The following is a 24925-nucleotide window of genomic DNA, read 5'->3' on the forward strand; positions in this document are numbered from 1 at the left end:
TTCAGAGTACCATCAAATTGCAACCTCTAATATCGGAACTGTCGAACCTTCCCAAAACTTCAAAGGAACCTTCCGAAAAAGTTTTGCCCAGATCTTGGGTGGCGATGAAGGAACAGGAATAAACATTGGCGAGGTCTATGATGTTGATTCCACCTGTTTTTCCTTGAGTTTGAAGGCTCAAGGGGTCTTCGGTATCGCGTGTCACGATTTTCATCCAAGGAGGTGTGGTGAACAGCCCATTTCCTTTGGAGTAGGCTTGGGACAGCAGTTCGGTCATTCCATATTCGGAATGGATGGAAGGGACACCAAAGGCATTTGTAAGGATTCCATGAAGCTCTTCTCGGATTAATTCTTTTCTGCGACCTTTCATGCCCCCTGTCTCCATGATGATGGTATTCTGCAGTTTCATCGGGAACTGTTCGGCCAAATCCAGTAGGGCAAAAGAAACACCGATCAAGAGTGTTTTGGTTCCTCTTTTTTCCAATGCCATCAATTTTTGATGAAGGGCCTCCAGGTCATAGAGATAAAATCCACTATCAGGATGATAGCTGCGGGAAACCATTTCGTTGACCATATATACCAAAGAGGACCCCTTCCGTTCCAAATAGGCAGGAAGTAAGGCTAGGATACAACATTCTTCCACTGGGCCATAAAAAAGCGAAAAACCTTTTAGAAAACTTTTTTCATATAGGGATAGATCAGGCACAAAATGTTTGCTTGTAGTATTTTGGGTAGTGCCGCTACTTTCAAAAATAGCCTGGGGTGTTTCGGAAGAGGAAACGACCTTGTGGGTCTTGAAAAATTCAATGGGTAAAAAAGGGATGTCCAAAAGAGTGCCAACTTGGGAAGGGGGTTTATCCAAAAGGTCACAAAACGTTTTATAAATGGTATTATGGTGGTATTGGAACCTGAATTGTTCCCATGCCATGGCTTCAAATTCTTTTGAATTGGCAATAGAGAAAATCCGGTCTGTGTTTATTTGGCGCATTGATGGGCAAAATTACCCAAAAAAAAAGCCCCTTGGATAAAGGAGCTCAAAAGATCTTGTTATTTCACGACCAGCTTTCGGGTCATGGTCTTCTTGTTCTCTGTTACCTGGAGCACATACACTCCGGGAACAAGTCGGGAAATATCCAATGTATTGGTAGTGATCCTATCTTTTAGCACGACTTCTCCGAAAACATCATAGATTTGGATGTCCTTGGAGCCATTGGTTTCTGTCGTAATATAGACTTCATCCCCATAGGCTGGATTAGGGTACATTTTAAATCCCTTGAGTTCCTGTATGGGCTCAGTGTTAATGCTGACCAACTCCTGACCGTAAGTAAGTATGGGTAAAGCCATAATTAAAATAAAGTAGAGTTTCTTCATGTAAGCTGATTTGGGGTAAATGCGCAAAGTAAAAGTAGGCAAACAGTTACTGAAGTCACATTATTTGTTGTGAAACGGATGATTGTGTTGGGAAACCTAGGAATTTTGTGGTCTGGGGAAGGGAAAAAAGGACTATTTTATGATTAACTTTCTGGTAGCCACCTTGTTATTCTCAAAAACACGCAAGATATAGACCCCTTTGTCCAAGCTGGAAAGATTAAGTTCCTTGCCCAAAATGGTGGTCTCCACAACCTGGGTGCCAAGAACGTCAAAAACCAGAATTTTTTTTGGGGAATTCAGTGAAGTCTCAATATATACCTTTCCTTGTGTAACAGGATTGGGGTATAGCTTGAACCCGTCAATATCCGCACTGCCCCTGGCATTTTCCTGAGAAAATCCGAAGGCACATACAAAAAAGAACATGACTAGGTAAAAGTGCTTCATACGTTAATGGTTGCAAACGCTGTGCCACAAATATAAAAAAAATGCAATGCGAAAATGGAATCGTTTGACGAATAGAGGGTTACTTTTCGATGAAATGCAAAAAAGAAGCCCCCGATAGTTCGGGGGCTTCTTTTTTATGAGTCATTCAATATGAAATTTAAAAACTCAAGCTATAACCCAAAGAGAAGGTAACTCCTGGCTTACGGAACGAAAAATTTTGCTTTTCTGCTTTGTAGGAATGATATAGGCTTTCACGGTTATCATCAAGGATGTTGTTTGCTTTAAAAGTTATTTTGGAGTGTTGTAGTTCCCCAATGGTCTTTGAAAAATTAAAATTCAAGCTATTAAAGGGCTGTGTGAAAACATCTGGATTTTGACCAAAACCAACCACTTGTAACGTTTTACCCTGAACATTGTAAAAGATTCCGGTTTCAAGTCCTTTATCACGGTTGTTGTAATTTAGACCTGCATTGATCAAAAATGGGGATTGCCCCTGCAGTTGTCTTGTGTCATCAATAGTTTCACCATCTCTTGCAAAGATCTGTCTTGACTCGTATTCCTGATTTTCTCCTTTTGCCATATCAATTTTGGAATCGATAATGGAAAGGTTAAGGTTAAGGCTCAAGTCCCGTAGTGATTCAGAAATAAACCCAAAGTTTTTACGTGTCTCAAATTCCACTCCGAACACTTGGGCAGAAGGAGCATTTCTTGGCGTAAATTGGTTGGGCGCAGTAATGTTATAAGCAACGATTTCAATTGGATCGGTGAAATTTTTATAAAAACCACTTATAGCGAACATTTGTGCTTCGTCGCCAAATATTTCATATCTCAAGTCAAAGTTGTCAATGTACGTTGGCTTGAGGTCCAAATTTCCAAGGAAAAGGATTCCTGTAAGAAGATCGGGAATCTGCACAACGGATAGTTCCTTGAAACTTGGCCTTGCGGTTGTCCTGGAATAGGAAACCCTCAAATTCATGTTATCCTTTAGCTCATATATTAAGTTGGCCGATGGAAACAGGTTCAATTTATCAATGGTTTTTTCATGATCATAAATTTCAGAACCTGAGTTGTTTTGACCGGTAAAGAAGGTGGTGAATTGTTCTACCCTCAATCCTAAAACAGCCTTGAACTTTTCTGCAAACTTAAATTCGTTGGATACGTAACCCGCAATGGTATTTTGTTCAGAATTAAAACTGTTGGCCGGTTGGAAATTACCCCTTATATAGGATCCGGAATTGTTATCAACCGTCCAGATGTTTTCGTCTTGTAGAATGGCATTTGGATCACCATTAAGGCTGGCTGTATTAAAATTGAAAAAAGAGATATTATAGTTGTAGATGCTATAATCTCTTTTTTTGTAACTGTACAAGCCACCAAAATTGAATTTGGATTTATTACCGAACAGTTCATAGCTTTTGGAAAAATCTACCTTACCAACAGCATTTATCTCGGTCAAGTCTCTCCAAAGTCGAATTGGAAATCCTGCATCGGAACTAATGGAATATCCATCGTTTTCAATAACGAAGGTGGTCAATCTTACATCTTTGTCCTGAACACTGGTGTAGGTAGGGGAAACACTCCATTCCGTAACAAATGATGCATCCTTGGAAGTGTGTTTTCCTGAAAGCAAGGCATTGGTAATAGAACGTTCCGTATATTCCAGGTTGTCCTTAACTACATCAATGGCATTGGAAATCTCGGTTCTTTGGTTGAAGAAGGCGGCTCTTGACTCCCCATTGTGTATATGCAATAGGTTCAGTTTGTATTTTGATTTTGAAGTTTTATACGAAAGTCCAGTAAGTGCAGAGACCAATACATTATTTGATCCCAGATCACCACGTTGTCTTCGGTCAAATCTAAGTTCATAGTCATTACTTTCCGGGGCTTTTTGATATATACCATTTTCAAAACCGTCGTAAAATGTTGTAGTGTTCTTATAATCCAATGAAGCAATAACACCCAAAGTATTGTCTCCAACATTATATTGGTTGCCATAGCTGAACCCGAAATTAAAATTAGGTTTTGAGGTCTGTTGTTCCGATGCCATGGTTTTGTCAAAACGACGTGTAATTGGCTCCAGAATACTATTGTTTTTTGTATCCGAAGGACTTGGAATAAATTGATTTGTTGCAATAGGAATACCTCTTGTACCATCGTCAAATCCTAGGAAATCCGTTGCTCCACCCTGATAGGTCAAATAATTGTCCTTAAAGTGCATACTGGGATTATAACCAACGGAGGCAGAAAAAGTCATTTGTTTTTGGGTCGGAAAATCTTTGGTGACAATATTGACCACACCTCCGGTAAAATCGGCTGGCAATTCTGCAGACGCGGATTTAAGCACGATGACATTCTCAAGGATATTGGTCGGAAAGATATCCATTTGGACGGTGTTTTTATCTGGATCTAAGCCTGGAATATCCATACCATTCAAAATAGATTTGGTATAACGGTCACCTAGTCCCCTAACATAAACATACTTGCCATCTTGGACCGATACCCCGGGTACCCTCCTAATGGCAGAGGCAATGTTGGTTGCTCCGGCCGTTTTAATGGATTCCAAAGAAAGTCCATCCATAAGGACTACGGAGTTTTTTTGTAGGTTCAATACAGAAGCTTCTGTATTTTTTCTAACTGTGGTGGTAAGTACAACTTCATCCAACTGATTTGAAGCAGGTTGAAGGGTAACGTTGATCTCCATAGTTTTGCCTCCTTCCACTACAATATCTGTAATTTCTTGAGATGTATAGCCTAGAAAAGAGAAAACAAGAGTGTAGGTGCCAGGAGCCAGGTCTATAGAATAGGCACCTTCAAAATCTGAAGTGGTTCCTATAGAGGTGCCTTTTACCAAAACATTGGCAAATGGAAGGACTTCATTAAATTCGCCATCCATTATTTTTCCACTAACCGATCCAGTTTGGGCAAAGCTCCACTGTGCAAGGAATAGGAAGGCTACCAAGAGATTATTTTTCAGCATTTTTATTGTTTTAATGTACTTTTTCTTTAACAAAATTGTCCAAAGACCTAATAATTTAAGTCTTTGGACATGTTTATTTTGAGTTTTATCTATTTACTAGAAAGCACTTTCACTAGCTGCCAATGTCCAAGAAAACTCGGTTAAATCGGCACCAACTGTAGCTTCGCCAGCGGTTAGGATTGCAGTTGCGTTATTTAAGAATTTAGCTTCGTCTCCTGCGGTAAAATCACCTGTAAAAATATCGGCCAATGCCACACCGTTTGGCAAAATGATTTCCCAGCCAGAGAATGTGATACGGTCGTTGCTTAGCTCAGTAGCGGAGTCTGCACCATTAATTTTAACGGCACCGTCAACACCGAAACCGTAAGCAAAAATGTTATCAAGATTGGCGATAAGACCATCCCTTAGGTCGGCATACTTGCTGGAAGTATTGGCACCGATAAGGGTTATGTTCTGCAAGGTGAAACCAGCTTCAGTGGCAGCACTTCCTTCTGGTCCATCCATTTCAAGGGCAGAATCCGATTCAGACCCCAGGATAACCACACCATTGTCCAAAGTACCACTGTAAGCTTGGTCAAGGTCAAAACCATCATCGCCTTGAGACCATACCAATGCATTGGATACGTTTACAGTCCCACCGAAAAACTCGATACCGTCATCTTGGTTGGCCACGATTTCTACATGGTCAATGATAGTTTCAGAACCAACACCACCAAGGGTAAGACCATTGATTTCGTTATCCTGGCCGATGGTGATACCACCGTGTCTGATAGATACATATTTAATGATACCTGAGTAGTCGGCAGGATCGGTTCCACCGTATTGACCGTAAGTCTCATCGGCAGGGATACCTTCAATTTGGGCAGTTTCCACATCACCGTTCACGGAGATAGGGGCTTTACCAAGAACGATTACACCTCCCCAAAGACCAGTGTCGGAAATTGAAAGGGTTCCAGTGGTTTGTCCTTGCTCGATTCCATCCAATACAGAGGTAAAAATGATGGGTTGGGTCGGGGTGCCTTCAGCCAAAAGAACACCACCTTGGTCTACAACGAGGGCAGAGGCAAGGGACTCAAGACCCTCAGCACCTTTAACAATTGTTCCTGGATCAATGGTTAGGGTGATCCCATCTCCAATAACCACTTTACCATCAAGAACATAGATGTTATCTGAGGTCCAGTGCTCATCAGTAGTAAGAATACCACTTTTGGTAATGGTTGTTCCAAGAGGAGCAGTAGGGATGGCACCTTCGGCAGCAGCCAAAGTCCAATTGAATACGTCCATATCGGCACCTGTGGTACCTGTACCAACAGCAGTTGCGTTATCCAAGAATTTGGATTCGTCACCGGCATTGTAATCACCTGTGAAAACATCGCTCAACAATACACCCTCTGGCAATACGATTTGCCAGTTGGAAAAAGTGATACGATCGTTGCTAAGTTCAGTAGCAGAGTCTGCACCGTTAATTTTAACAGCACCATCAACACCGAAACCGTAAGCGAAAATATTATCAAGATTGGCGATCAAACCATCCCTTAGGTCGGCATACTTGCTGGAAGTGTTGGCACCGATAAGGGTGATGTTCTGCAAGGTAAAACCAGCTTCGGTAGCGGCACTTCCTTCTGGTCCATCCATTTCAAGGGCAGAATCCGATTCAGAGCCCAAGATGACCACACCGTTGTCCAAAGTACCGTTATAAGCCTGGTCGAGGTCAAAACCATCATCACCTTGAGACCATATCAATGCGTTGGATACGTTTACGGTTCCACCGAAAAACTCGATACCATCATCTTGGTTGGCCACAATTTCCACATGGTCAATAGTTGTACCGGAACCAACACCACCAAGGGTAAGACCGTTGATTTCGTTGTCCTGGCCAATGGTGATACCACCGTGTCTAATGGAAACATATTTAAGGGAACCGGAACTATCTCCAGGTTCTGTTCCACCGTATTGGCCATAGGACTCATCGGCAGGGATACCTTCAATTTGCGCAGTTTCCACATCCCCGTTTACAGAGATAGGGGCTTTACCCAATAGGATAACACCTCCCCAAAGACCAGTATCGGCAATAGTAAGGGTACCGGTAGTTTCTCCTTGCTCGATTCCGTCCAATACAGAGGTAAAAATGATAGGTTTGCTCGGAGTTCCTTCTGCTATAAGTGTACCACCTTGATCCACAACAAGGGCAGAGGCGAGGGATTCAAGACCTTCAGCACCTTTAATAATGGTTCCTGGATTGATGGTAAGTGTTACACCATCACCAACAACTACTTTACCGTCAAGAATATAAATATTGTCGGCAGTCCATTCTTCGTCCGCAGTCAACTCCCCTGACTTGGTGATTTCCTCCCCAGTTGGCTCTGTTCCTGGAGGGATGATAGGATCATTATTGTCACTGCTACAGGAGCTAATGGCAAATGCTGCAATGGCCAATAAAGGGAAAATTAATTTTTTCATAAGTTTTGTTTTTCATTTAATTAGTAAGGATCCGTCCTTTTAATTCAACATTGCAAATAACTAATCAAGTTGTAAAAGGGGTGTTAGCTGCATGTTAAGACTTCATGCCAGAATCGTTACAATAAGGTTATCAGATTAAATGAACGTTAAGCATTTATGCCATTAGTGTATTATCTTTACATTTGACGGATTAACACAGAAATACCATCCCATGAAAACCAAGGACATTAAGATCTTATTAGTTGACGATGAACCTGATATTCTGGAAATTGTAGGTTATAATCTTTCCGCCGAAGGCTATGAGGTCTTCACTGCCAAAAACGGTGTGGAAGGCGTGGCCAAGGCAAAGAAGAAGCAGCCCCATTTGATCATTATGGATGTGATGATGCCCGAAATGGACGGTATTGAAGCTTGCGAAATGATACGCAACACCCCAGGTCTGGAAAATACGATCATTGCATTTTTGACCGCTCGTGGGGAGGATTACTCCCAAGTGGCTGGATTTGATGCCGGTGCCGACGACTATATCACTAAACCCATAAAACCAAAAGTCTTGGTTAGTAAGGTAAAAGCTCTCTTGAGAAGGTTGAAGGAAGAGAAAAAGGAAGTTGACGAAATTGTGAAGGTCGGCAACATTGTGATCAACCGAGAGGAGTATAAGATCGTGAACGATGGTGAAGAAATCGTGCTTCCCCGAAAGGAGTTCGAACTTTTGTCGCTACTTACCTCCAAACCCAATAAAGTATTCAAGCGCGAAGTGATTTTGGACAAGGTATGGGGTAACGAAGTAGTGGTAGGTGGCCGTACCATTGATGTGCACATAAGAAAGCTCAGGGAAAAAATTGGGGATGACCATTTTAAGACCGTGAAAGGTGTAGGGTATAAGTTTGTTCTCTAATGGCGATAAAACTAAGGAAGTCATACAAATTTGCCCTTAGATCGTCCTTGGTCATTACCCTTCTGACAACCATTCTTTTTGTGGTGTTCCACATGGATCTTGGCCATATGGATTGGACCTATACCTTGCTGTTTGCCCTGATCAGTTTCTCCATTTGTTTTGTCGTTATCCAAGTAAGGGTGGAACGCTTCATTTATCGTAGGATCAAGAAGATTTATGACGATGTCTCCCTATTGGAATCCTCTTCTTTTTCCTCAAAACCGGTGACTACCGATATGAAGACACTAACGGAGGAAATCGAAAAATTTGCCGAAGGCAAAAAAATTGAGATCGACACCCTCAAAATCCGCGAAGAATACCGAAAAGATTTTTTGGGTAACGTATCACACGAACTGAAGACCCCGCTATTTACGGTTCAAGGGTACATCCTAACCCTTCTGGATGGCGCCATGAAGGACAAAAAGCTTCGCGAAAAATACCTGGAAAGAGCCAATAAAGGCGTGGAACGCTTGATCTACATCGTAAAGGATTTGGATTTGATCACCAAATTCGAAGCTGGGGAGCTGAAAGTGGAACGGGAAGATTTTGATGTCATCGAACTCATTCAGAATACGTTCGATCTCTTGGAAATGAAAGCAGCCAAAAAGCAGATTGCACTCACTTTCGATATGGAATATCCCAATCCTATCTATGTAAATGCGGATAGGGAAAAAATTCAACAAGTGATCAGCAACCTTTTGGTGAACTCGATTAAATATGGCCATTCCAATGGAACCACTGAAGTAAGTGTAGAAAACTTGATCAAGAACAAGGTGATCGTAAGGGTCACGGACAACGGTGTGGGCATTCCCAAACAACACATCCCAAGACTTTTTGAACGCTTTTACCGTGTAGACCAAAGTGGGAGCAGAACAGAGGGCGGCTCAGGATTGGGGCTTTCCATTGTAAAGCACATTATTGAGGCCCACGAAGAAAAAATTTATGTGGAAAGTGAGGTTGGGGTAGGATCCGAGTTCTCATTTACCTTGGAGAAGAGCGCGAATAAAGTGGAATAGTCGATTTCAGAATCAAAATGGGCCAGACCTTTAAAATCTTCCATTCTTGAAAGTTGTTCCAGAGTAAAATCATCTTGCTCGCAATAGGGTACCAATTCTTGTTTTTCCAATCGTTTGGCCAAATATTCCTGTTCGTATTGTCCTGGGGTAGGAATAAAGAAGGCCCTTTTCTCCAATTTGGCCAAGTCCATTACCGTAGTATATCCAGATCGGCAAAGCACCTTGCTACTTTGGTTGATGGCTGTTTCCAGTTCACCCGACTTCATAAAATTGTAAAGGGTGATAGATCCCTTTTCAGTTTGAATGTCTTCTTTGGATTGTTCCTCCTCAATTTTTCCTTTTACAAAAAGGATGTTTCCCTCAAATCCCTGGAGTTCCTTCAAGAGCTTTTCTTCCAAAAAAGAACGCTGGGGCTCAGGACCCGAAAGAAGTACCATCAAGTCATAAGCTATCGGAAGGTCTTTTTTTTCAAAACGGCTCAACGGTCCCAAATACACGATCTTCAACTTGGATTTTTTCAGGTGTCCCAATTTTCCGGTGAGGTTAGGCTTGTTCTCAACATCGGGAACCCAGCACGCATCAAATTTTTTAATTATTTTTTGATGTGCCTTGGAGCTCATCCACGTGGTGTTACCGGACAACACATTCAGCTGGTGCGTGATAAAAACACAAGGAACTTTTTTATAAAATACCCCCAATCTATTATCGGATATGATACCGTCCAATTGGTGTTCCTTCACTAATCGTTTTATTTCTTTTTTTTCCTTGGCGATGGCCTTCAAAACTTTTGGGGAATCCCAGATCATTTTGATCTTAAAATTCCGTGCCTTTTCGGCATAAGTGATTTTATAGGAAGAGAGCTCAAAAGAAGGTACGTCAGGGAATTCCTTTTGCAAAAGTGAAAGGGCCACCCCATCCGAAGCTATAAAAGGTTGATGCCCATGATCCAACAATGCCCTTATAATGGGGATGCACCTTGTGGCATGTCCCAGCCCCCAGTTTAATGGGGCTACCAGAATTCGCTTTGAATTTTGCATAACTGCAAAAAAACAAAATGTCAATTGCTTATAGATTTCCTTAGTTTTGCCAAATCATTAAATTTTTGTGCAATTCAATTCGAAAGTGGGAAGTAAGAACAAACTAAAACGGTTCAAGGAAAACGAAACCTTTTCCAACGTGGTGCAGCCCAAAAGGGATGAAGTGATGGAAGGGTTCAAATACAAAGGCAACTGGGCTTCGTTTTTTGGCAACAACAACCCTATTGTATTGGAGTTGGGCTGCGGCAAGGGTGAATATGCTGTTGGGCTTGCCAAAAGAAATCCAAGCAAGAATTATATTGGGGTGGATATAAAAGGTGCCCGTTTTTGGAGAGGGGCCAAGATTGCCTTGGAAGAAGGTTTAAAGAATGTGGCCTTTTTACGTTCCCAGATTGAATTGGTCGATTTGCTTTTTGGGGAGAACGAAGTGTCTGAAATTTGGATTACCTTCCCCGATCCCCAGATCAAATACAAACGGACCAAACACCGGATGACCAACCCTGATTTTCTAAAAAAATACAAACATATTCTTAAACCCGATGGGGTGGTCAATCTAAAAACGGACAGTGAGTTCATGCATGGCTACACGCTTGGCCTCTTACAAGGTTTGGGGCAAGAAATCATCTATTCCAACCACGATGTGTACAAGAACGAAGGAGCCCCTTTAGAAGTTTTGGAGATTCAGACTTTCTATGAAAATCAGTATCTTGAAAAAGGAAAACCAATTACATATATCCAATTTAGGATTCGCTGACCACTGACTAATGACCCATATCCTCATTCTTTTTTTTGCCACCTTTTCGGCTGCTTTTATGGCTACGGTACCACCAGGGCTGCTCAATATGAATGCGGCCAAGATCAGTGTGGAAAAAGGAAAGTTGAACGGGGTCATCTTCAGCCTAGGGGTGTCTTCCATGATCATAGTACAGGCTTACATTGCTGTATTTATTTCCAAATTTCTATATCGGAATCCCGAGGTTATTGACATCCTCTTAAAGATCGCTATTGCCATCTTTGCCTTTTTTGCCATCTATTTTTTTATTGTGGCCAAAAGAAAGAAGGAGAAAAAGCTCAAAAAGGTCAATTTGAGCAAGAAGAACAGTTTTTTTAAAGGAGTATTGTTGGCAGCTCTTAACCTGTTGACCATTCCCTACTATAGTGGTCTAAATGCCATGTGGAACGAAGCTGGGTGGATCAAGTTCGAGGCGCAGGACATCACCACTTTTGTAGTAGCGGCAGGAACTGGGACCTTTGCGGTACTTTATCTCTATACTTTTTATTTTGATAAGTTGGAAACCAAGACCAATCGCTTTTCAAAGAACTCAAACTATATTTTGAGTGCCTTGATGCTTTTGCTCTTGATCATTACCTTGATGCGCATTCTGTACCGATAACATGGAAGAGCCCAATTTTTTTGACAAGGTTTATGAAGTGGCTAGGGAAATCCCCTATGGTCGGGTTACTTCCTATGGGGCCATTGCCAAATATTTGGGAGCGGCGCGTAGTGCCCGTATGGTAGGTTGGGCCATGAACAGTTCATCCGCCAAGGATGTGCCGGCGCACCGGGTGGTGAATCGTGTTGGGGTATTGACAGGCAAGCATCATTTTGGGGGTACCAACCTCATGCAACAACTCTTGGAGAACGAAGGTATCCAAGTCCAGGACAATCAAATTGTCGATTTTCAAAAACACTTCTGGGATCCCGCCAAGGAGCTATGATCAATATCCGGGGGGATGTAGTTCATCAAACTCCGAATGATCCTGAAATGCCTTGGCGAGCAGCAAAATACTGGCTTCGTCGTACAATTTGCCCACAAATGTCATGCTGGTCGGATGGTTTTTCTTGTCCAGGCCTGTGGGGATGGCAATAACGGGATGCCCCGTTAAATTCGTGGCGAGCAACTGATCATTGCCGAAGGAAGGCGAGATCAGCACATCATAATCCTTCATCAGATCTTCCATTTTCTGCATGAGCACTTGGCGTTGTCGGTTGGCTTGCAGGTATTCCACTGCAGGAATAAATCGACTTTGGCGTAAGGAGTTGGCCCTTGACCGTTGGTCCTGTTCCACCATGAGGTCCACTTCTCCAGAGCGCACCAATTCATCAAAAAAAGCACCTGCCTCAGCCCTTAGGATAATATCGAAGCCTCGGTATGGAACATCTTCAGGAAGTTCCACTTCAGTAGGTTCAATGCCCATTTCTTTCAAGACTTTCAGGGCATTTCTTAAATTATCACCAGTGTCGGTAGTATCTTTTTCAATGTCCTTTTTCAAATAGGCCACTTTAAGGGATTTCACATCTTTGTTCCAATCCACACCAAAGGGCAGATTTTTGGTGGTTAGATCATTTTTATCTTCCCCTTGGATAACCGAAAATACGATGGCGCAGTCCTCGGCATTTCTGGCCAAGGGCCCGACTTTATCCATGGACCAACTCAGGCTCATTACGCCGTATCGACTTACCCTTCCATAAGTGGGACGCAATCCCGTAACACCGTTTCGGGTACTGGGTGAGGTGATGGACCCCAAGGTTTCCGTACCCAATGCAAAGGGGACAAGTCCGGCAGAAGTTGCTGATCCTGAACCAGCAGAGGAACCTGTGGCTCCTTGCGTAATGTCCCAAGGGTTTTTGGTCTTGCCGCCGAACCAAACATCACCTCGGGCCAATGAACCGGAGACCAATTTGGCAACCAAAACCGCACCGGCATCTTCCAACTTTTGGATTACTGTAGCTGTTTGATTAATGACTTGATTTTTATAGGGTTCGGCGCCCCAAGTGGTGGTATAGCCGGGTACGGCCATCAAATCCTTCGTGCCATAGGGGATGCCATGTAAAATGCCTCTGTATTTTCCTTGTTTGATTTCCTCATCGGCGCGTTTGGCCTGTGCCAAAGCCAGACTATCGGTAATGCTGATGCTACATTGTAAGGTAGGTTGATATTTTTTCAAGCGAGCCAAGAAAAATTGGGTCAACTCGGTTGACGTGATTTTTTGATGCTTGATTAAAGAGGCCAGCTGTGGAATGGTGTAAAAGGCCAGATCATCAAAACGTTCGGGTATTTCAACATAGTCGGGAATGTTCCAATCATTTCCATCCAATTGTTCGGGCATGGTAAAGCCAAAGGGCACGGGATCAAACCGAACAGCAGGGAACACATCATTCTCCAAAGGGTATTTTCTGAGGGAATCAAAACCGGAAAGGTTTCTTTCCAGATATGGATACAGAGTGTCGATATTCTTTTTGGAGAAATCGAGACCGATCAATTTTTCAGAACCTTTTACATCTTTTTTGGTAAAGCTGTGTTTGCCCGTAGAGCAGGAAAGCCAAAACAGGGAAAGGGCCAATAAGGCGAGATGGGGAAGTTTGGTATTGCGCAACATGTTGGTTGGTGGTTAAATAAGCACCTAAGCTACGGCTTTTTCATAAAAAAACTAGGTCAATGTCCTTCATTTGTGGGCGACAGGCATACCTTCCATCGACCAAAATGTACACTTTCCTGAAATTCAATCCGCCGACTTCAAAATCTAAGACCAACGCCGTATCTTTGTAGTTTAGAATCAGTTCAAACGACTGATGGTTAAAACAGGATACATGAAGTTGAAAAAAGTAGACATCTTAAAGGCTTTGGAGAAAATATCTGCTCCGGGTGAAGGGCAGAACCTTGTTGAAAGTGGTGCCGTGACCAATGTGCAGGTATTTGGTGATGAGGTTGAGGTAGATGTGACCATCAAAAACCCAAGTCTTCAGGCCAAAAAGAAGACCGAAGTGGAAATATTGAAGATCATCCACAGTGAAGTGTATGAAAAGGCCAAGATAAAAGTCAACCTAAAGGTTGATGCCCCTGCAAAGCCAAAGGTGAACCAAATTAAGGGGAACCCTATTCCCGGAATACAGAATATCATCGCGGTGGCTTCTGGAAAAGGAGGTGTGGGCAAGTCTACCATCACGGCGAATTTGGCGGTGACCTTGGCCAAAATGGGTTTTAAGGTAGGATTATTGGATACGGATATATACGGGCCATCCATGCCCATTATGTTCGATGTGGCCAATGAGAAACCTTTGTCCATCAATGTGAATGGCAAGGCAAAGATGAAACCCATTGAAAATTACGGGGTAAAACTTTTGTCCATTGGATTTTTCACCCAGCCCAACCAAGCGGTAATCTGGAGAGGACCCATGGCTGCCAAGGCCTTGAACCAGATGATCTTTGATGCCCATTGGGGTGAACTGGATTTCCTATTATTGGATTTGCCTCCGGGCACTGGGGACATCCACTTGAGCATTATGCAATCCTTACCGGTAACCGGAGCAGTGGTGGTGAGTACGCCACAGGAAATAGCCTTGGCCGATGCCAGAAAAGGTGTTGCCATGTTCCAACAGGAAGCCATCAATGTTCCCGTTTTGGGCATTGTGGAGAATATGGCGTACTTCACTCCGGAAGAACTGCCTGATAACAAATATTATATCTTTGGACAAAATGGGGCCAAAAACTTAGCGGAAGACCTCGATGTGCCATTTTTGGGAGAAATGCCATTGGTGCAGAGCATAAGGGAAGCTGGGGATGTGGGAAGGCCTGCCGCTCTTCAAACAGCATCTCCCATTGAGGAAGCTTTCGAAGAGTTGACCAAAAATGTGGTTCAGGAGTTGGTAAGGCGCAATACCGACCTGCCACCTACCGAAGCGATCAAGATTACAACAATGGCTGGTTGTTCGGCCGTTAAAAAGAAATAGTTATGACTTCAGAAGAAATTAAGAGCAATGTGGAGAAAGCATTGGAGGAAATAAGACCCTTTCTCCAAAGCGATGGGGGCGACATTACCTTGATATCCATAGACAACGACAATTCCGTGAAGGTTAAGCTGGAAGGAAATTGCATCGCGTGCAGTGTCAACCAAATGACGTTGAAGAGCGGTGTGGAGATGACCATAAAAAAGTATGCTCCTCAAATTGAAGAAGTTATCAACGTTAGCTAACTGATAAAAATCATAATTCCTTTTTTAGGTAAGCAGTAAGTTGCACGCCAAAAATTTTTTTGTACATGATCAAAACCGACATACTGATTATTGGAGCGGGACCTACGGGTCTCTTTGCTGTTTTTGAAGCAGGCCTGTTGCAATTGAAATGCCATTTGATAGATGCCTTGCCACAAGCAGGAGGGCAATGCTCGGAAATCTATCCCAAAAAACCCATTTACGACATCCCCGGTTATCCCGAAGTATTGGCCGGTGAGTTGGTAGATAATCTGATGGAACAGATCAAACCCTTTCAGCCTGGTTTTACCTTGGGAGAGCGTGCGGAAACCATTGACAAATTGGAAGATGGCACTTTTGTGGTCACGACCAATAAAGGCACCAAACACCATGCCCCAGTGGTGGCCATTGCTGGTGGACTTGGGAGTTTTGAACCCAGAAAGCCTCTTTTGGACAATTTGGCTAAGTACGAGGACAATGGAGTTGCCTATATGATCAAGGAACCGGAAATGTATCGCGGTAAAAAGGTGTTGATCGCCGGTGGTGGTGATTCTGCCCTCGACTGGTCCATTTTCTTGGCAGATATAGCGGATGAGGTAACCTTGGTGCACCGAAGAAATGAGTTTCGGGGAGCCTTGGATTCCGTTGAAAAGGTACAGCACTTGAAAAATGAAGGAAAGATCAATTTGATGACCCCTTCCGAGGTAGTGGCCCTTCATGGTGAAAATGCTCTGGAAAAAGTCACCGTCCAGAATGTGGATACATCCGAAGAGACAGAGGTGGAAGTGGACCATTTTATTCCCCTGTTTGGACTTTCCCCGAAATTGGGACCCATTGCCGATTGGGGCTTGGAAATTGAGAAGAATGCCATCAAAGTGGACAATTCCTATGATTATCAGACCAATATTCCCGGTATATATGCCATTGGTGATGTGAATACCTATCCAGGAAAATTGAAATTGATCTTGTGTGGGTTCCATGAAGCCACTTTGATGTGTCAAAGTGCTTATCAACGTATCTTCCCCGATAAAAAATATGTCATGAAGTATACCACAGTTGGTGGTGTCACTGGTTTTGATGGCACCAAGAAAGAGGCACCTAAAGCCGTTGTCAAATCTATCGATTAAAAATAAAGCAGTAGTTAAAGCGTTAAGGGAACTCAGGTATAGATTTCCAAAATAGGTATGAGCGATATAAAACTTAAGATTATTGACAGGGAAGGCGTACTTCATGAAGTGGATGCCCCGACAGATATGAACATGAACCTAATGGAGGTCGTGCGTTCCTACGAATTGGCCCCAGAAGGTACCATTGGTATTTGTGGTGGGATGGCCATGTGTGCTTCCTGTCAATGTTACGTGCTTTCCGACCATCAACTTCCCGAAAAATCTGATGATGAGGAAGCCATGTTGTCAGAAGCTTTTTTTGTAAAGGACAACAGTCGCTTGGGTTGCCAGATCCACATGACCGACGATTTGGATGGGTTGGAAGTGGAATTGGCCCCTGCAGAAGATTAGATCAGAGTACCCTTTCGTACATTTTCAATAGCAGACGATTAGACTTTCCCGTATCTTAGGGTCATGGGAAAGACGTTGGTTTTCTGTTATTTGGTTCTGCTATCTCTTTTTGGGTTTTCCCAAGAGAAGTATCCCCAGCTTAAACAAATCGTTACCGATAACGCAGATATTTTCACCTCGGAACAATTAGAAGACCTACGGGCCAAACTAACCCAATTTGAGACCGAGACCACCAATCAGTTGGTGATTTTGAGCATCAATGATTTGGAAGGTGTAACTATTGAAGAATACGCCAATGGGGTATTCAATCAGAACAAATTGGGGCAGGCAGGCAAGGACAATGGCATTCTCATCCTATTTTCCAAAAATGATAGGGAAGTCCGAATAGAAGTAGGCTACGGTTTGGAACCTTACATTACGGATGCGGTGGCTTCCCGAATCATCCGCAATACCATGATTCCTAAATTCAAGGAGGAGGATTATTTAGGCGGCCTTGATGGGGCATCGGATCAGCTTATCGAATTGTTGAAGAACCCCGATGCTTTGGCCGAATTCAATAAGGAAATGGAGGCCGAGAATGAACTCCCGTGGTGGGGCTATGCCTTGCTGATAGTTTTCCTTTCCTTTTTTATGGTTCCTGGCGGATTTGTTTTTTACAAGGGATATTCCAGTCTTATTGAAATGTTCCGGGGCATCATGATCGGAAAACTGGGACTTTTTCCAGGAGTTTTCATGATTTTTGCTGGACTGATGCAAGTTTTTTTTGGTTTGATTTTCATTGGGGTACCCTTGTTCTTTTTGGCGACGATCGTGGGTATCACTTTTGATGAAGAAGTGCTATTTGGGAGCGTTGGATGGGTCGTTTACGGGATACTTGGGTTTTTCCTTCTCACCATACTATTGGCCATTTTAAAGATAAGGATCAAAGGGAAGGAAGATTTTAAACTTTCTTGGTTCAAGTCCGATAAAACCTATATGAGCAAGACCTTCTCGTCATCTGGAACCCATTCCTTTGGTTCCAGTTCCGGTGGTAGTTCCAGTAGTTTTTCTGGGGGAGGTGGGAGTTCTGGAGGAGGAGGTGCCAGCGGTAGTTGGTAAATGATGCGGAAATCCCTTATTTTCACAAGATAAAATAAAACCAACCCCCGTAATGAGAACAGTTACCCTTGCAGCCCTTCTTTTATGTTTTTCCTGTACCCAAAAGCCCCAAACCGAAGTGGAGGAATGGGAGGCGCAAGCCAAGAACATTACCATCATCAGGGATGATTTTGGTGTACCCCACATCTATGGAAAAACGGATGCGGATGCCGTATTTGGACTCTTGTACGCCCAGTGTGAGGACGATTTTAACCGGGTGGAACAAAATTATATCTGGGCCACGGGCCGTTTGGCCGAAGTAGAGGGCGAGGAAGCCCTATACAGTGATCTTCGGGCCAAGTTGTTCATGACGGAGGAAGAAGCCAAGGCCAATTATGAAAAAAGTCCCGAATGGTTGAAACAACTTTGTGATGCCTTTGCCGACGGAATCAATTATTATCTGTATACGCATCCCGAGGTAAAACCCAAATTGCTCACCCGATTTGAGCCATGGATGCCCATGTATTTCAGCGAAGGATCTATTGGTGGTGATATTGAGCGCATATCCACCCGAAAAATCCAAACATTTTACGAAAGCGGTATGGAAATTCCAGAAATGGAGTTGCTCCAACAGAAGAAAAAGGAGGAAATGGCAGAACCTAAAGGATCCAACGGGATTGCCATTTCTGGGGATTTGACCCAATCTGGAAATGCCATGTTGCTCATCAACCCACATACATCATTTTACTTTCGGGGAGAAGTGCACGTAGTCAGCGAAGAAGGATTGAACGCCTATGGCGCTGTCACCTGGGGACAGTTTTTTGTGTACCAAGGATTCAATGAAAAAACGGGATGGATGCATACGTCGACCTATACCGATGTGATGGATGAATTCAAAGAAACCTTGGTCAAAAATGATGGGAAACTGTTCTATCAATACGGTGAGGAACTGCGTTCCGTGGACTCCACCAGCGTTACCTTGAAATACAAGGAAGGTGAAGAACTCAAAGAGAAAACCTTCCCGATGTACCACACCCATCACGGGCCTATCACCCATATAGCGGATGGCCAATGGACCGCTTCTGCCATGATGTGGGAACCCGTAAAAGCCTTGGAGCAATCTTACATTCGAACCAAACAGGACGGGTACGCTGGTTTCCGCAAAATGATGGACATACGCACCAACTCCTCAAACAATACCGTGTACGCCGATGCCGAAGGGAACATTGCCTATTTTCACGGGAACTTTGTTCCCAAACGTGATGTTGCTTTTGATTATACCCAACCTGTGGATGGCAGTAATCCCAAGACCGATTGGCAAGGACTGCATACCGTAGATGAGAATATTTTGGTGTTGAATCCCAAAAATGGGTGGATACAGAATTGCAACTCAACACCTTATACTTCCGCTTTGGAATACAGCCCGAAAAAGGAAGATTATCCCAATTACATGTCACGTGACCAAGAAAATTTCAGGGGCATTCACGCCATTGAATTGTTGACCGGACGAAGCGGCTATACGTTGGACAGTTTGATACAATTGGCGCACGACCCATACCTGCCTGCCTTCAATGTACTAATCCCAGGTCTGGTGAAAGCCTACGATGCCCATCCGACACCCGAATTGAAGGAGCCCATTGAAACCCTGAGGCAGTGGGATTTTACCACCTCCAAGGAGTCCGTGGCTATGACATTGGCCCATTATTATGGTACGCTTTGTTATTCGAAGGCAGAAAGACCAGAAGGCATGTATTCCATGCAATGGGTGGAGTATTGGGGAAGCGATTGGCTCGATGACCAAAAGTTGGGCCTGTTTAAAGAAGCAGTGGAAAAATTGAATTCCGATTTTGGTACTTGGCAAATGCCTTGGGGCGAGGTGAATCGCTATCAACGTTTGAACGGGGATATACGCCAAGCTTTTGATGATGCCAAACCCAGCATACCTGTTGGTTTTGCCAGTGGTATTTGGGGAGCTTTGGCCGCTTACGGTGCCCGATACGACAACAATACCAAAAAAATCTACGGAACACGAGGCAACAGTTTTGTGGCCGTGGTGGAGTTTGGAAATAAGGTGAAGGCCAAGACCATGTTGGCAGGTGGACAAAGTGGTGACCCCAATTCCCCCCATTTTAATGATCAGGCCCAACGCTACGCGGATATTCAATGGAAGGATGCCGCCTATTATAAAGAAGATGTGCTCAAACGGGCAGAAGCAACTTATCACCCCGGGGAAAAATAATAGTTAACCAAATTACCTACCATGTATAAAAAATCGATATTCCTACTGGCCGTACTTTTTGCAATCTCCATTTCCTGTAAGAAGAAAGCTGAAGAGCAAATAATCAATCCCAACTTGACCATTGTAGATAATGGGGATCCCCAAATTTCCATTTCTGAAAATGGGGCTGTAGCCGCAGCCCATCCGCTGGCGACGGAGGCGGGGGTAGAAATGTTGGAAAAAGGAGGCAATGCCATTGATGCGGCGGTGGCCGCGGCCTTTGTACTTGCAGTGGTGGAGCCGAGCATGTCTGGGTTGGGAGGAAGGTTACAGGCCATTGTGATGACTTCCGAAGGAAAAATTTCAGGAGTGGACGCTACTACCCAAGCAGGTATCGATTATGATCCCGAAACAGCGCCCAAAGGTCAATATGGTTATCCAGCCATTGGGGTGCCTGGTGTGGTAAAAGGGCTGACCAAATTGTTATCGGATTACGGAACCTTGGATATAGAAACCGTAATGCAGCCTGCCATTAAACATGCAGAAGAAGGATTTGTGGTATTGCCGGGGGAAGCGTTGAGACAATCCATGGAAATAAAGAAAATCAAAGAATTTACAGGTACATCCAAATACTTTATAAATGGCGACACTACATATGTGGAAGGAAGCCGTTTAGTGCAAAAGGACTTGGCCCATACCCTGAAATTGATTGCCAAGGAAGGAGAAAAGGTATTTTATGAAGGTGAAATTGCCCAAAAAATCGTGGATGATATCCAAAAGCATGGTGGCACCTTGAGCATGGCTGCCATGGCAGAATACAAAGCAAGGGATGCGGATATGGTGGAAGGATCCTACAGGGGATTTGGACTCCACGGGTTATTTATTCCATCTTATGGGGCCATTACCATTGAAATGCTGCAAATCCTTGAAAATTTTGACTTGGCCGATGTACCGGAAACCACTTGGGCCGAATTGGTGTATCAAGCAAATGTCAAAGCCTATGAAGATCGTTATGGTCAAGAGGATTTGGAAGTGGGCAAGAAATTGACCTCCAAGGAATATGCCAGAACCTTGGCGGATGCCATGGTGCCTTTTCCCACACAGCAAGCTGCCATGAATTGGAATCGACCTGCATCATGGACCGAAAATGGACATACCACCCATTTATCTGTAGCGGATGCCCAAGGAAATGTGATTGCTTTGACGCAGTCCCTTGGTCCCATCATGGGATCAAAAGTGGCTACAGATGGATTGGGATTTGTATATGCTGCTACCTTGGGAGGCTATCTGGGCGATATGAAAGCAGGAGAGAGGGCAAGCTCGCATATTAGTCCGTTAATCATTACCAAAAAAGGCAAGCCATTTCTGGTATTGGGTGCTGCTGGCGGAAGTAGGATTGTAACCGCTGTGGCCCAAGTGACCAGTAGGGTTTTGGATCAAAAGATGCCCTTGAACAAGGCCTTGGCCGCAGCCCGCGTACATACAGGTGATACCTTGATTTTGGCCGAAACCCATCCAGGGACTTGGACCTTGGACGACATCAAACAATTTAAGGAAGATGGTTTCATGGTAGAGGAAGTGGACCAACCTGGTCGTTTTGGTAGGGTTCATGCCGTGATGATGGATACGCTTACCGGTAAATGGATCGGTGCCGCTGACCCGGATTGGGAAGGAACGGCCGAGAGCCCGACTACGTTGAGTAAAGTGGAATAATTGGAAAGATAGGAGCGGTTATTCTCCTTCCTTGATGATGATAAGACTGGCCTTGGATCCTGTGGAAAGGTTCCAACGGTTGTTATGGATGACTTCTCCCTTGTCGTCGGTAACCACCACTTGGGCGGTATTGGGGCCAGAAGAACCTTGGTTCAATGCTTCAAACTCAATTCGGTTAAAACCTTGTATCAAATCTATATTGATGCCTTTGAAAGATCCCGTCAACAATAGATTGTATTCTACCACTTCTCCATTCAAATAGATTTTGATACGATCACCATCCACATATTCATGGTCGCGGCACACAATGCCTACAAATTTGGCATTGGTCTTGAAATCACCAAGATATTGGTCACCAAAATGCTCCTTGGAACCTTTTTTCTCCTTTTCACCCACTTTTGGGTCAATGTCCATGTCGTAACCCGCTTGTAAAAGTTCACGGTCCGGCAACATCTTAACCCCAGGCTTGTTGTTCTTGGAGGCAAAATTTTCGTCGATTACGGAAGGCATCCTGAGAGCGGTCCCTTGATTGCTTGCCTTTACATCCAAATTGTTGTTCTCGCCAATTTTTAAGGGTTTGGTGGTAGGAAGGTCGGATTGAGCCTGTAAAGTCATCAGCCCCAGTGAGAAACCTAGTAAAGAAAAAACAAACTTTTTCATGGCAAGATTGAGCAATTTTGAAATATAAAAGTAGCAAATACCTTGCCATGAAGATGATAAATTGACGTTAAATCGTTAACCTGCAGGTGTTTTCTTCTTTCCTTTCAACCCAAACAAAGGATGAAGCAAAGGGATTCTTAAAATAATAAGGTCATAGATCAGCCAGCTGATTCCGAACGTACCCACTACCAAAATGAAGGCCTTGGGCAAAAATCCCCAATTCAAGTTCATCAGGTAATAGCCGATACCAACGGTTATGGTTTGGTGCAAAATGTAGAATGGGTACACCGCGCGGTTGGCATAGGCGATGCCCTTGCTGGGCCTGTTGAGGTATTGTGCGGCATAGGCAAAAAGCACCAAGATCCAAGACCATATGTTCACTACTTTGAGCATGGCTTCGGTAAAATGGATTACATAACCATCTTCAAAAAACAACCAGATAATTAACTGTCCTGTAAAGCCGATGATACCCAAAACAAGAGCTTTGTGTTTCATTCGGGCCACCGTTTCCCAAAAAACCTCCCCTGTGGCAATCAATACAAAGCCGTAAAAAAACAGGATGATATTGAAGATGAAATTGAACCAATCATCTATCAAGGCATGGGTGATGGGAAAAAAAGGTTCCACTAAGGATTCAACAAGATACAGGGGAATCACAAAAATATAGATGCCCCATGTTTTTTGTATCGTCCTTTTCACCCAATCGATAAAACGGGTATTGTGTTTTCTAAGGTATACGAATAGGGGTGAAAGGATCCATGAAAAAACCAGAAGATAAGGCAAAAACCACAGGTGGTGCCAACTAATATTCCCTTCGGGATAGACCCCTTTGAAGGCTATGGTGGTGAAATATTGCAAGTAAGATCCGCTGAACTCTCCATCAGCCAATCGTTCAAAATAGATCTGTGGAGGAACAATCAAGATCATCCCAACCACCAAAGGAATGCCCAAACGCAGGAAGCGCTCCAAAGCAAATTTACCCCAAGACCTTTTTCCCAAAGCATAGTATGTCCCCATACCGGATATCACGAACAAGATGGGAAGTCGCCATTGGTTGAGGAACAACATGGGCCAACGGAGCCAATCATAGATTACATTGTTTTTAATGTGCCACCCCCAAGGGACAAAGAACATGCCCACATGATAAAAAATGAGCAAGGCAAAGACGATTACACGAAGCCAGTCCAGATCGTAACGTCGAATAGTTTTTTCCATCATTTAAAAAGTTTTTGCCAAAGTTGAAAAGAGCGGTTCAAAAACCCTTCTTTTTTGGGCGAGGAAACGTCCTGAATTACAATTTGGGAGAAATTAGACCCTTTTTTGGGCTTTTCTCTCTTTCACAAATGCGGATGGGGATTGACCCACATGCTTTTTGAATGCATTGTAAAACGCTGATTTTGAATTAAATCCAACCGTTTGCCCTATAGCCTCTACGGTAAGATGAGCATAGTCGCCATCCACCAACCGGTCTTTGGAGAGCAGGATCCTTTTTTGGTTGATATAATCGTTAAAGTTCATTCCAGTACTGGAATTGATCAATTTGGAAACCGTGTTGGCATTGGTATCCAGTTTTTCCGCAAGGTTTTTTAGAGAGGCTTCCTGCTCTGCAAAGTATCCAGATGCATCCATAAAATCCTCTATGGTTTCAAACTGAAGGGAGTCGGTTGCCAGGGTTTCATACTTATCGGAAATCCAAGATTTTTCAAAAAAGCGCGATTCCGAAAGGATAAAAAATGAGGTGATAAATGTTGCCAACGTTTCCAACATTCCCAAGTAATGGTCTCCCCCATCATCATCAAAATTTGAAAAAACGATAAAAAGGGAGAGTCCTAGAATTAAAAAAACGAGAACAGTGTGACGCGAAAACTTGTACTTGTCCACCTTGATGTTCTTGGGAGAAACCAACCCTTTTTTCCGTGCCTTTAAAACCAACCGTGTGGTTAGAACAAAATAAAAGGTAAAGCTGATGAGGACCAACCAGCGGAATTTATTTTTGATAAAATGATAGGAGTAGCTCACACCATCAGGGACATCCAAATATCCCAGATCACGGTGGTAGGCCCCTAGATAGGCATTGTATTTCACTTGGACAGGACTCAGCAGATAGCCGGTCTGTGAAATTCCATACAGCAGGGGCAATAAAAAGTGGGGCCAATGCTTTTTAAGGGTAAAGGGTTCCCTCTCCAATAAGGTATATAGAAAAAAATAGAGACTAGGGGCAATGAACAGGACCAGGAACTCGGTGGAATCATTCAGGTGGATCACATATTTCATCAACCCGGTATAGCAGAGATATACATCCAAAAAAACGATACACTGGATCAAAATGACCCATCCGAAGAGGTGTATGGCCGATGTGCGTTTGGCCCTCAAAAATATCACCAAGGTCAAAAACAGCCCTTGTACAATACCAAGTAGCATGATATGCGATGCGAGATCATACCGAATGGGAATTTGATCAAATATAACTTTTACATCATCCATGTTAAGGGCTTAAATTGTATCTTGGAGACATAGTGAAAATGAA

22 protein-coding genes are annotated in these 24925 nt (G+C 43.5%); 12 read left to right on the forward strand and 10 right to left on the reverse strand.

Annotation, left to right across the window (positions count from 1 at the left end):
* Position 1 precedes the first annotated feature (1 nt).
* From D2V05_RS11535 to D2V05_RS11555, 5 genes are all read right to left on the reverse strand, one after another.
* Positions 2–988 (reverse strand): LuxE/PaaK family acyltransferase, encoded by a 987-nt coding sequence (locus tag D2V05_RS11535; protein WP_119647810.1) that lies wholly within the window; start codon positions 986–988, stop codon positions 2–4.
* Between the two features lie 59 nt (positions 989–1047).
* Positions 1048–1371: a T9SS type A sorting domain-containing protein gene (locus D2V05_RS11540; protein ID WP_119647811.1), complete on the reverse strand. Its 324-nt coding sequence runs from the start codon at positions 1369–1371 to the stop codon at positions 1048–1050.
* Positions 1372–1503: 132 nt separating this feature from the next.
* Entirely contained in the window at positions 1504–1815 is a 312-nt protein-coding gene (locus D2V05_RS11545) for a T9SS type A sorting domain-containing protein (RefSeq protein WP_119647812.1), read from the reverse strand.
* Positions 1816–1972: 157 nt separating this feature from the next.
* Entirely contained in the window at positions 1973–4792 is a 2820-nt protein-coding gene (locus tag D2V05_RS11550) for a TonB-dependent receptor (protein WP_119647813.1), read from the reverse strand.
* A gap of 96 nt (positions 4793–4888) precedes the next feature.
* A complete protein-coding gene (locus tag D2V05_RS11555; protein ID WP_119647814.1) occupies positions 4889–7252 on the reverse strand; it encodes a hypothetical protein in 2364 nt (787 codons plus the stop codon).
* Positions 7253–7463: 211 nt separating this feature from the next.
* Between D2V05_RS11555 and D2V05_RS11560 the strand changes: the two genes are divergently transcribed.
* Positions 7464–8150 (forward strand): response regulator transcription factor, encoded by a 687-nt coding sequence (locus tag D2V05_RS11560; protein WP_119647815.1) that lies wholly within the window; start codon positions 7464–7466, stop codon positions 8148–8150.
* Positions 8150–9205: a sensor histidine kinase gene (locus D2V05_RS11565; RefSeq protein WP_119647816.1), complete on the forward strand. Its 1056-nt coding sequence runs from the start codon at positions 8150–8152 to the stop codon at positions 9203–9205. The genes D2V05_RS11560 and D2V05_RS11565 overlap by 1 nt, the downstream gene beginning before the upstream one ends.
* Here D2V05_RS11565 and D2V05_RS11570 read toward each other — a convergent pair.
* On the reverse strand, positions 9130–10242 hold the full coding sequence (locus D2V05_RS11570; RefSeq protein ID WP_119647817.1) for a glycosyltransferase: 1113 nt from the start codon (positions 10240–10242) through the stop codon (positions 9130–9132). The genes D2V05_RS11565 and D2V05_RS11570 overlap by 76 nt on opposite strands.
* Before the next feature lie 85 nt (positions 10243–10327).
* Between D2V05_RS11570 and trmB the strand changes: the two genes are divergently transcribed.
* Genes trmB through D2V05_RS11585 form a run of 3 tightly spaced genes read left to right on the forward strand, consistent with a single transcriptional unit; the run spans position 10328 to position 11961 of the window.
* The gene (trmB, locus tag D2V05_RS11575; RefSeq protein ID WP_119647818.1) at positions 10328–10996 is read left to right on the forward strand and encodes a tRNA (guanosine(46)-N7)-methyltransferase TrmB; all 669 of its coding nucleotides are present in this window, start codon (positions 10328–10330) and stop codon (positions 10994–10996) included.
* A gap of 10 nt (positions 10997–11006) precedes the next feature.
* Positions 11007–11636 carry a LysE family transporter gene (locus D2V05_RS11580; protein ID WP_119647819.1) on the forward strand — a complete coding sequence of 210 codons (630 nt, stop codon included), beginning with the start codon at positions 11007–11009 and terminating at the stop codon, positions 11634–11636.
* 1 nt (position 11637) lies between these two features.
* Entirely contained in the window at positions 11638–11961 is a 324-nt protein-coding gene (locus D2V05_RS11585) for an MGMT family protein (RefSeq protein ID WP_119647820.1), read from the forward strand.
* On the opposite strand, the gene D2V05_RS11590 is transcribed toward D2V05_RS11585, so the two are convergent.
* Entirely contained in the window at positions 11962–13623 is a 1662-nt protein-coding gene (locus D2V05_RS11590) for an amidase (RefSeq protein WP_119647821.1), read from the reverse strand.
* A gap of 211 nt (positions 13624–13834) precedes the next feature.
* Here D2V05_RS11590 and D2V05_RS11595 point away from each other — a divergent pair, with 211 nt between their 5' ends.
* From D2V05_RS11595 to D2V05_RS11625, 7 genes are all read left to right on the forward strand, one after another.
* The gene (locus D2V05_RS11595) at positions 13835–14974 is read left to right on the forward strand and encodes an Mrp/NBP35 family ATP-binding protein (RefSeq protein ID WP_119647994.1); all 1140 of its coding nucleotides are present in this window, start codon (positions 13835–13837) and stop codon (positions 14972–14974) included.
* Positions 14975–14976: 2 nt separating this feature from the next.
* Positions 14977–15216, forward strand: coding sequence for a NifU family protein (locus D2V05_RS11600; protein ID WP_119640332.1), 240 nt, complete (start codon positions 14977–14979; stop codon positions 15214–15216).
* Between the two features lie 65 nt (positions 15217–15281).
* Positions 15282–16340 (forward strand): NAD(P)/FAD-dependent oxidoreductase, encoded by a 1059-nt coding sequence (locus D2V05_RS11605; protein WP_119647822.1) that lies wholly within the window; start codon positions 15282–15284, stop codon positions 16338–16340.
* A gap of 57 nt (positions 16341–16397) precedes the next feature.
* Entirely contained in the window at positions 16398–16730 is a 333-nt protein-coding gene (locus tag D2V05_RS11610) for a 2Fe-2S iron-sulfur cluster-binding family protein (protein WP_119640327.1), read from the forward strand.
* A 63-nt stretch (positions 16731–16793) separates the two neighbouring features.
* Positions 16794–17828, forward strand: a complete 1035-nt coding sequence (locus D2V05_RS11615) for a TPM domain-containing protein (protein WP_119647823.1) — start codon at positions 16794–16796, stop codon at positions 17826–17828.
* Positions 17829–17880: 52 nt separating this feature from the next.
* On the forward strand, positions 17881–20046 hold the full coding sequence (locus D2V05_RS11620) for an acylase (RefSeq protein WP_119647824.1): 2166 nt from the start codon (positions 17881–17883) through the stop codon (positions 20044–20046).
* A gap of 21 nt (positions 20047–20067) precedes the next feature.
* Positions 20068–21738 (forward strand): gamma-glutamyltransferase family protein, encoded by a 1671-nt coding sequence (locus D2V05_RS11625; RefSeq protein ID WP_119647825.1) that lies wholly within the window; start codon positions 20068–20070, stop codon positions 21736–21738.
* An 18-nt stretch (positions 21739–21756) separates the two neighbouring features.
* Here the strand turns inward: D2V05_RS11625 and D2V05_RS11630 are convergent, their stop codons facing one another.
* The 3 genes from D2V05_RS11630 to D2V05_RS11640 form a co-directional block, all read right to left on the reverse strand.
* Complete coding sequence (locus D2V05_RS11630; RefSeq protein WP_119647826.1) at positions 21757–22398, reverse strand: hypothetical protein; 642 nt, start codon at positions 22396–22398, stop codon at positions 21757–21759.
* A 75-nt stretch (positions 22399–22473) separates the two neighbouring features.
* Positions 22474–23616: an acyltransferase family protein gene (locus D2V05_RS11635; protein WP_235855443.1), complete on the reverse strand. Its 1143-nt coding sequence runs from the start codon at positions 23614–23616 to the stop codon at positions 22474–22476.
* A 90-nt stretch (positions 23617–23706) separates the two neighbouring features.
* The gene (locus D2V05_RS11640) at positions 23707–24882 is read right to left on the reverse strand and encodes a helix-turn-helix domain-containing protein (protein WP_119647827.1); all 1176 of its coding nucleotides are present in this window, start codon (positions 24880–24882) and stop codon (positions 23707–23709) included.
* Positions 24883–24925: the final 43 nt, after the last annotated feature.

This window comes from Flagellimonas pelagia, assembly GCF_003584135.1.
GTDB classification, from domain to species: domain Bacteria; phylum Bacteroidota; class Bacteroidia; order Flavobacteriales; family Flavobacteriaceae; genus Flagellimonas; species Flagellimonas pelagia.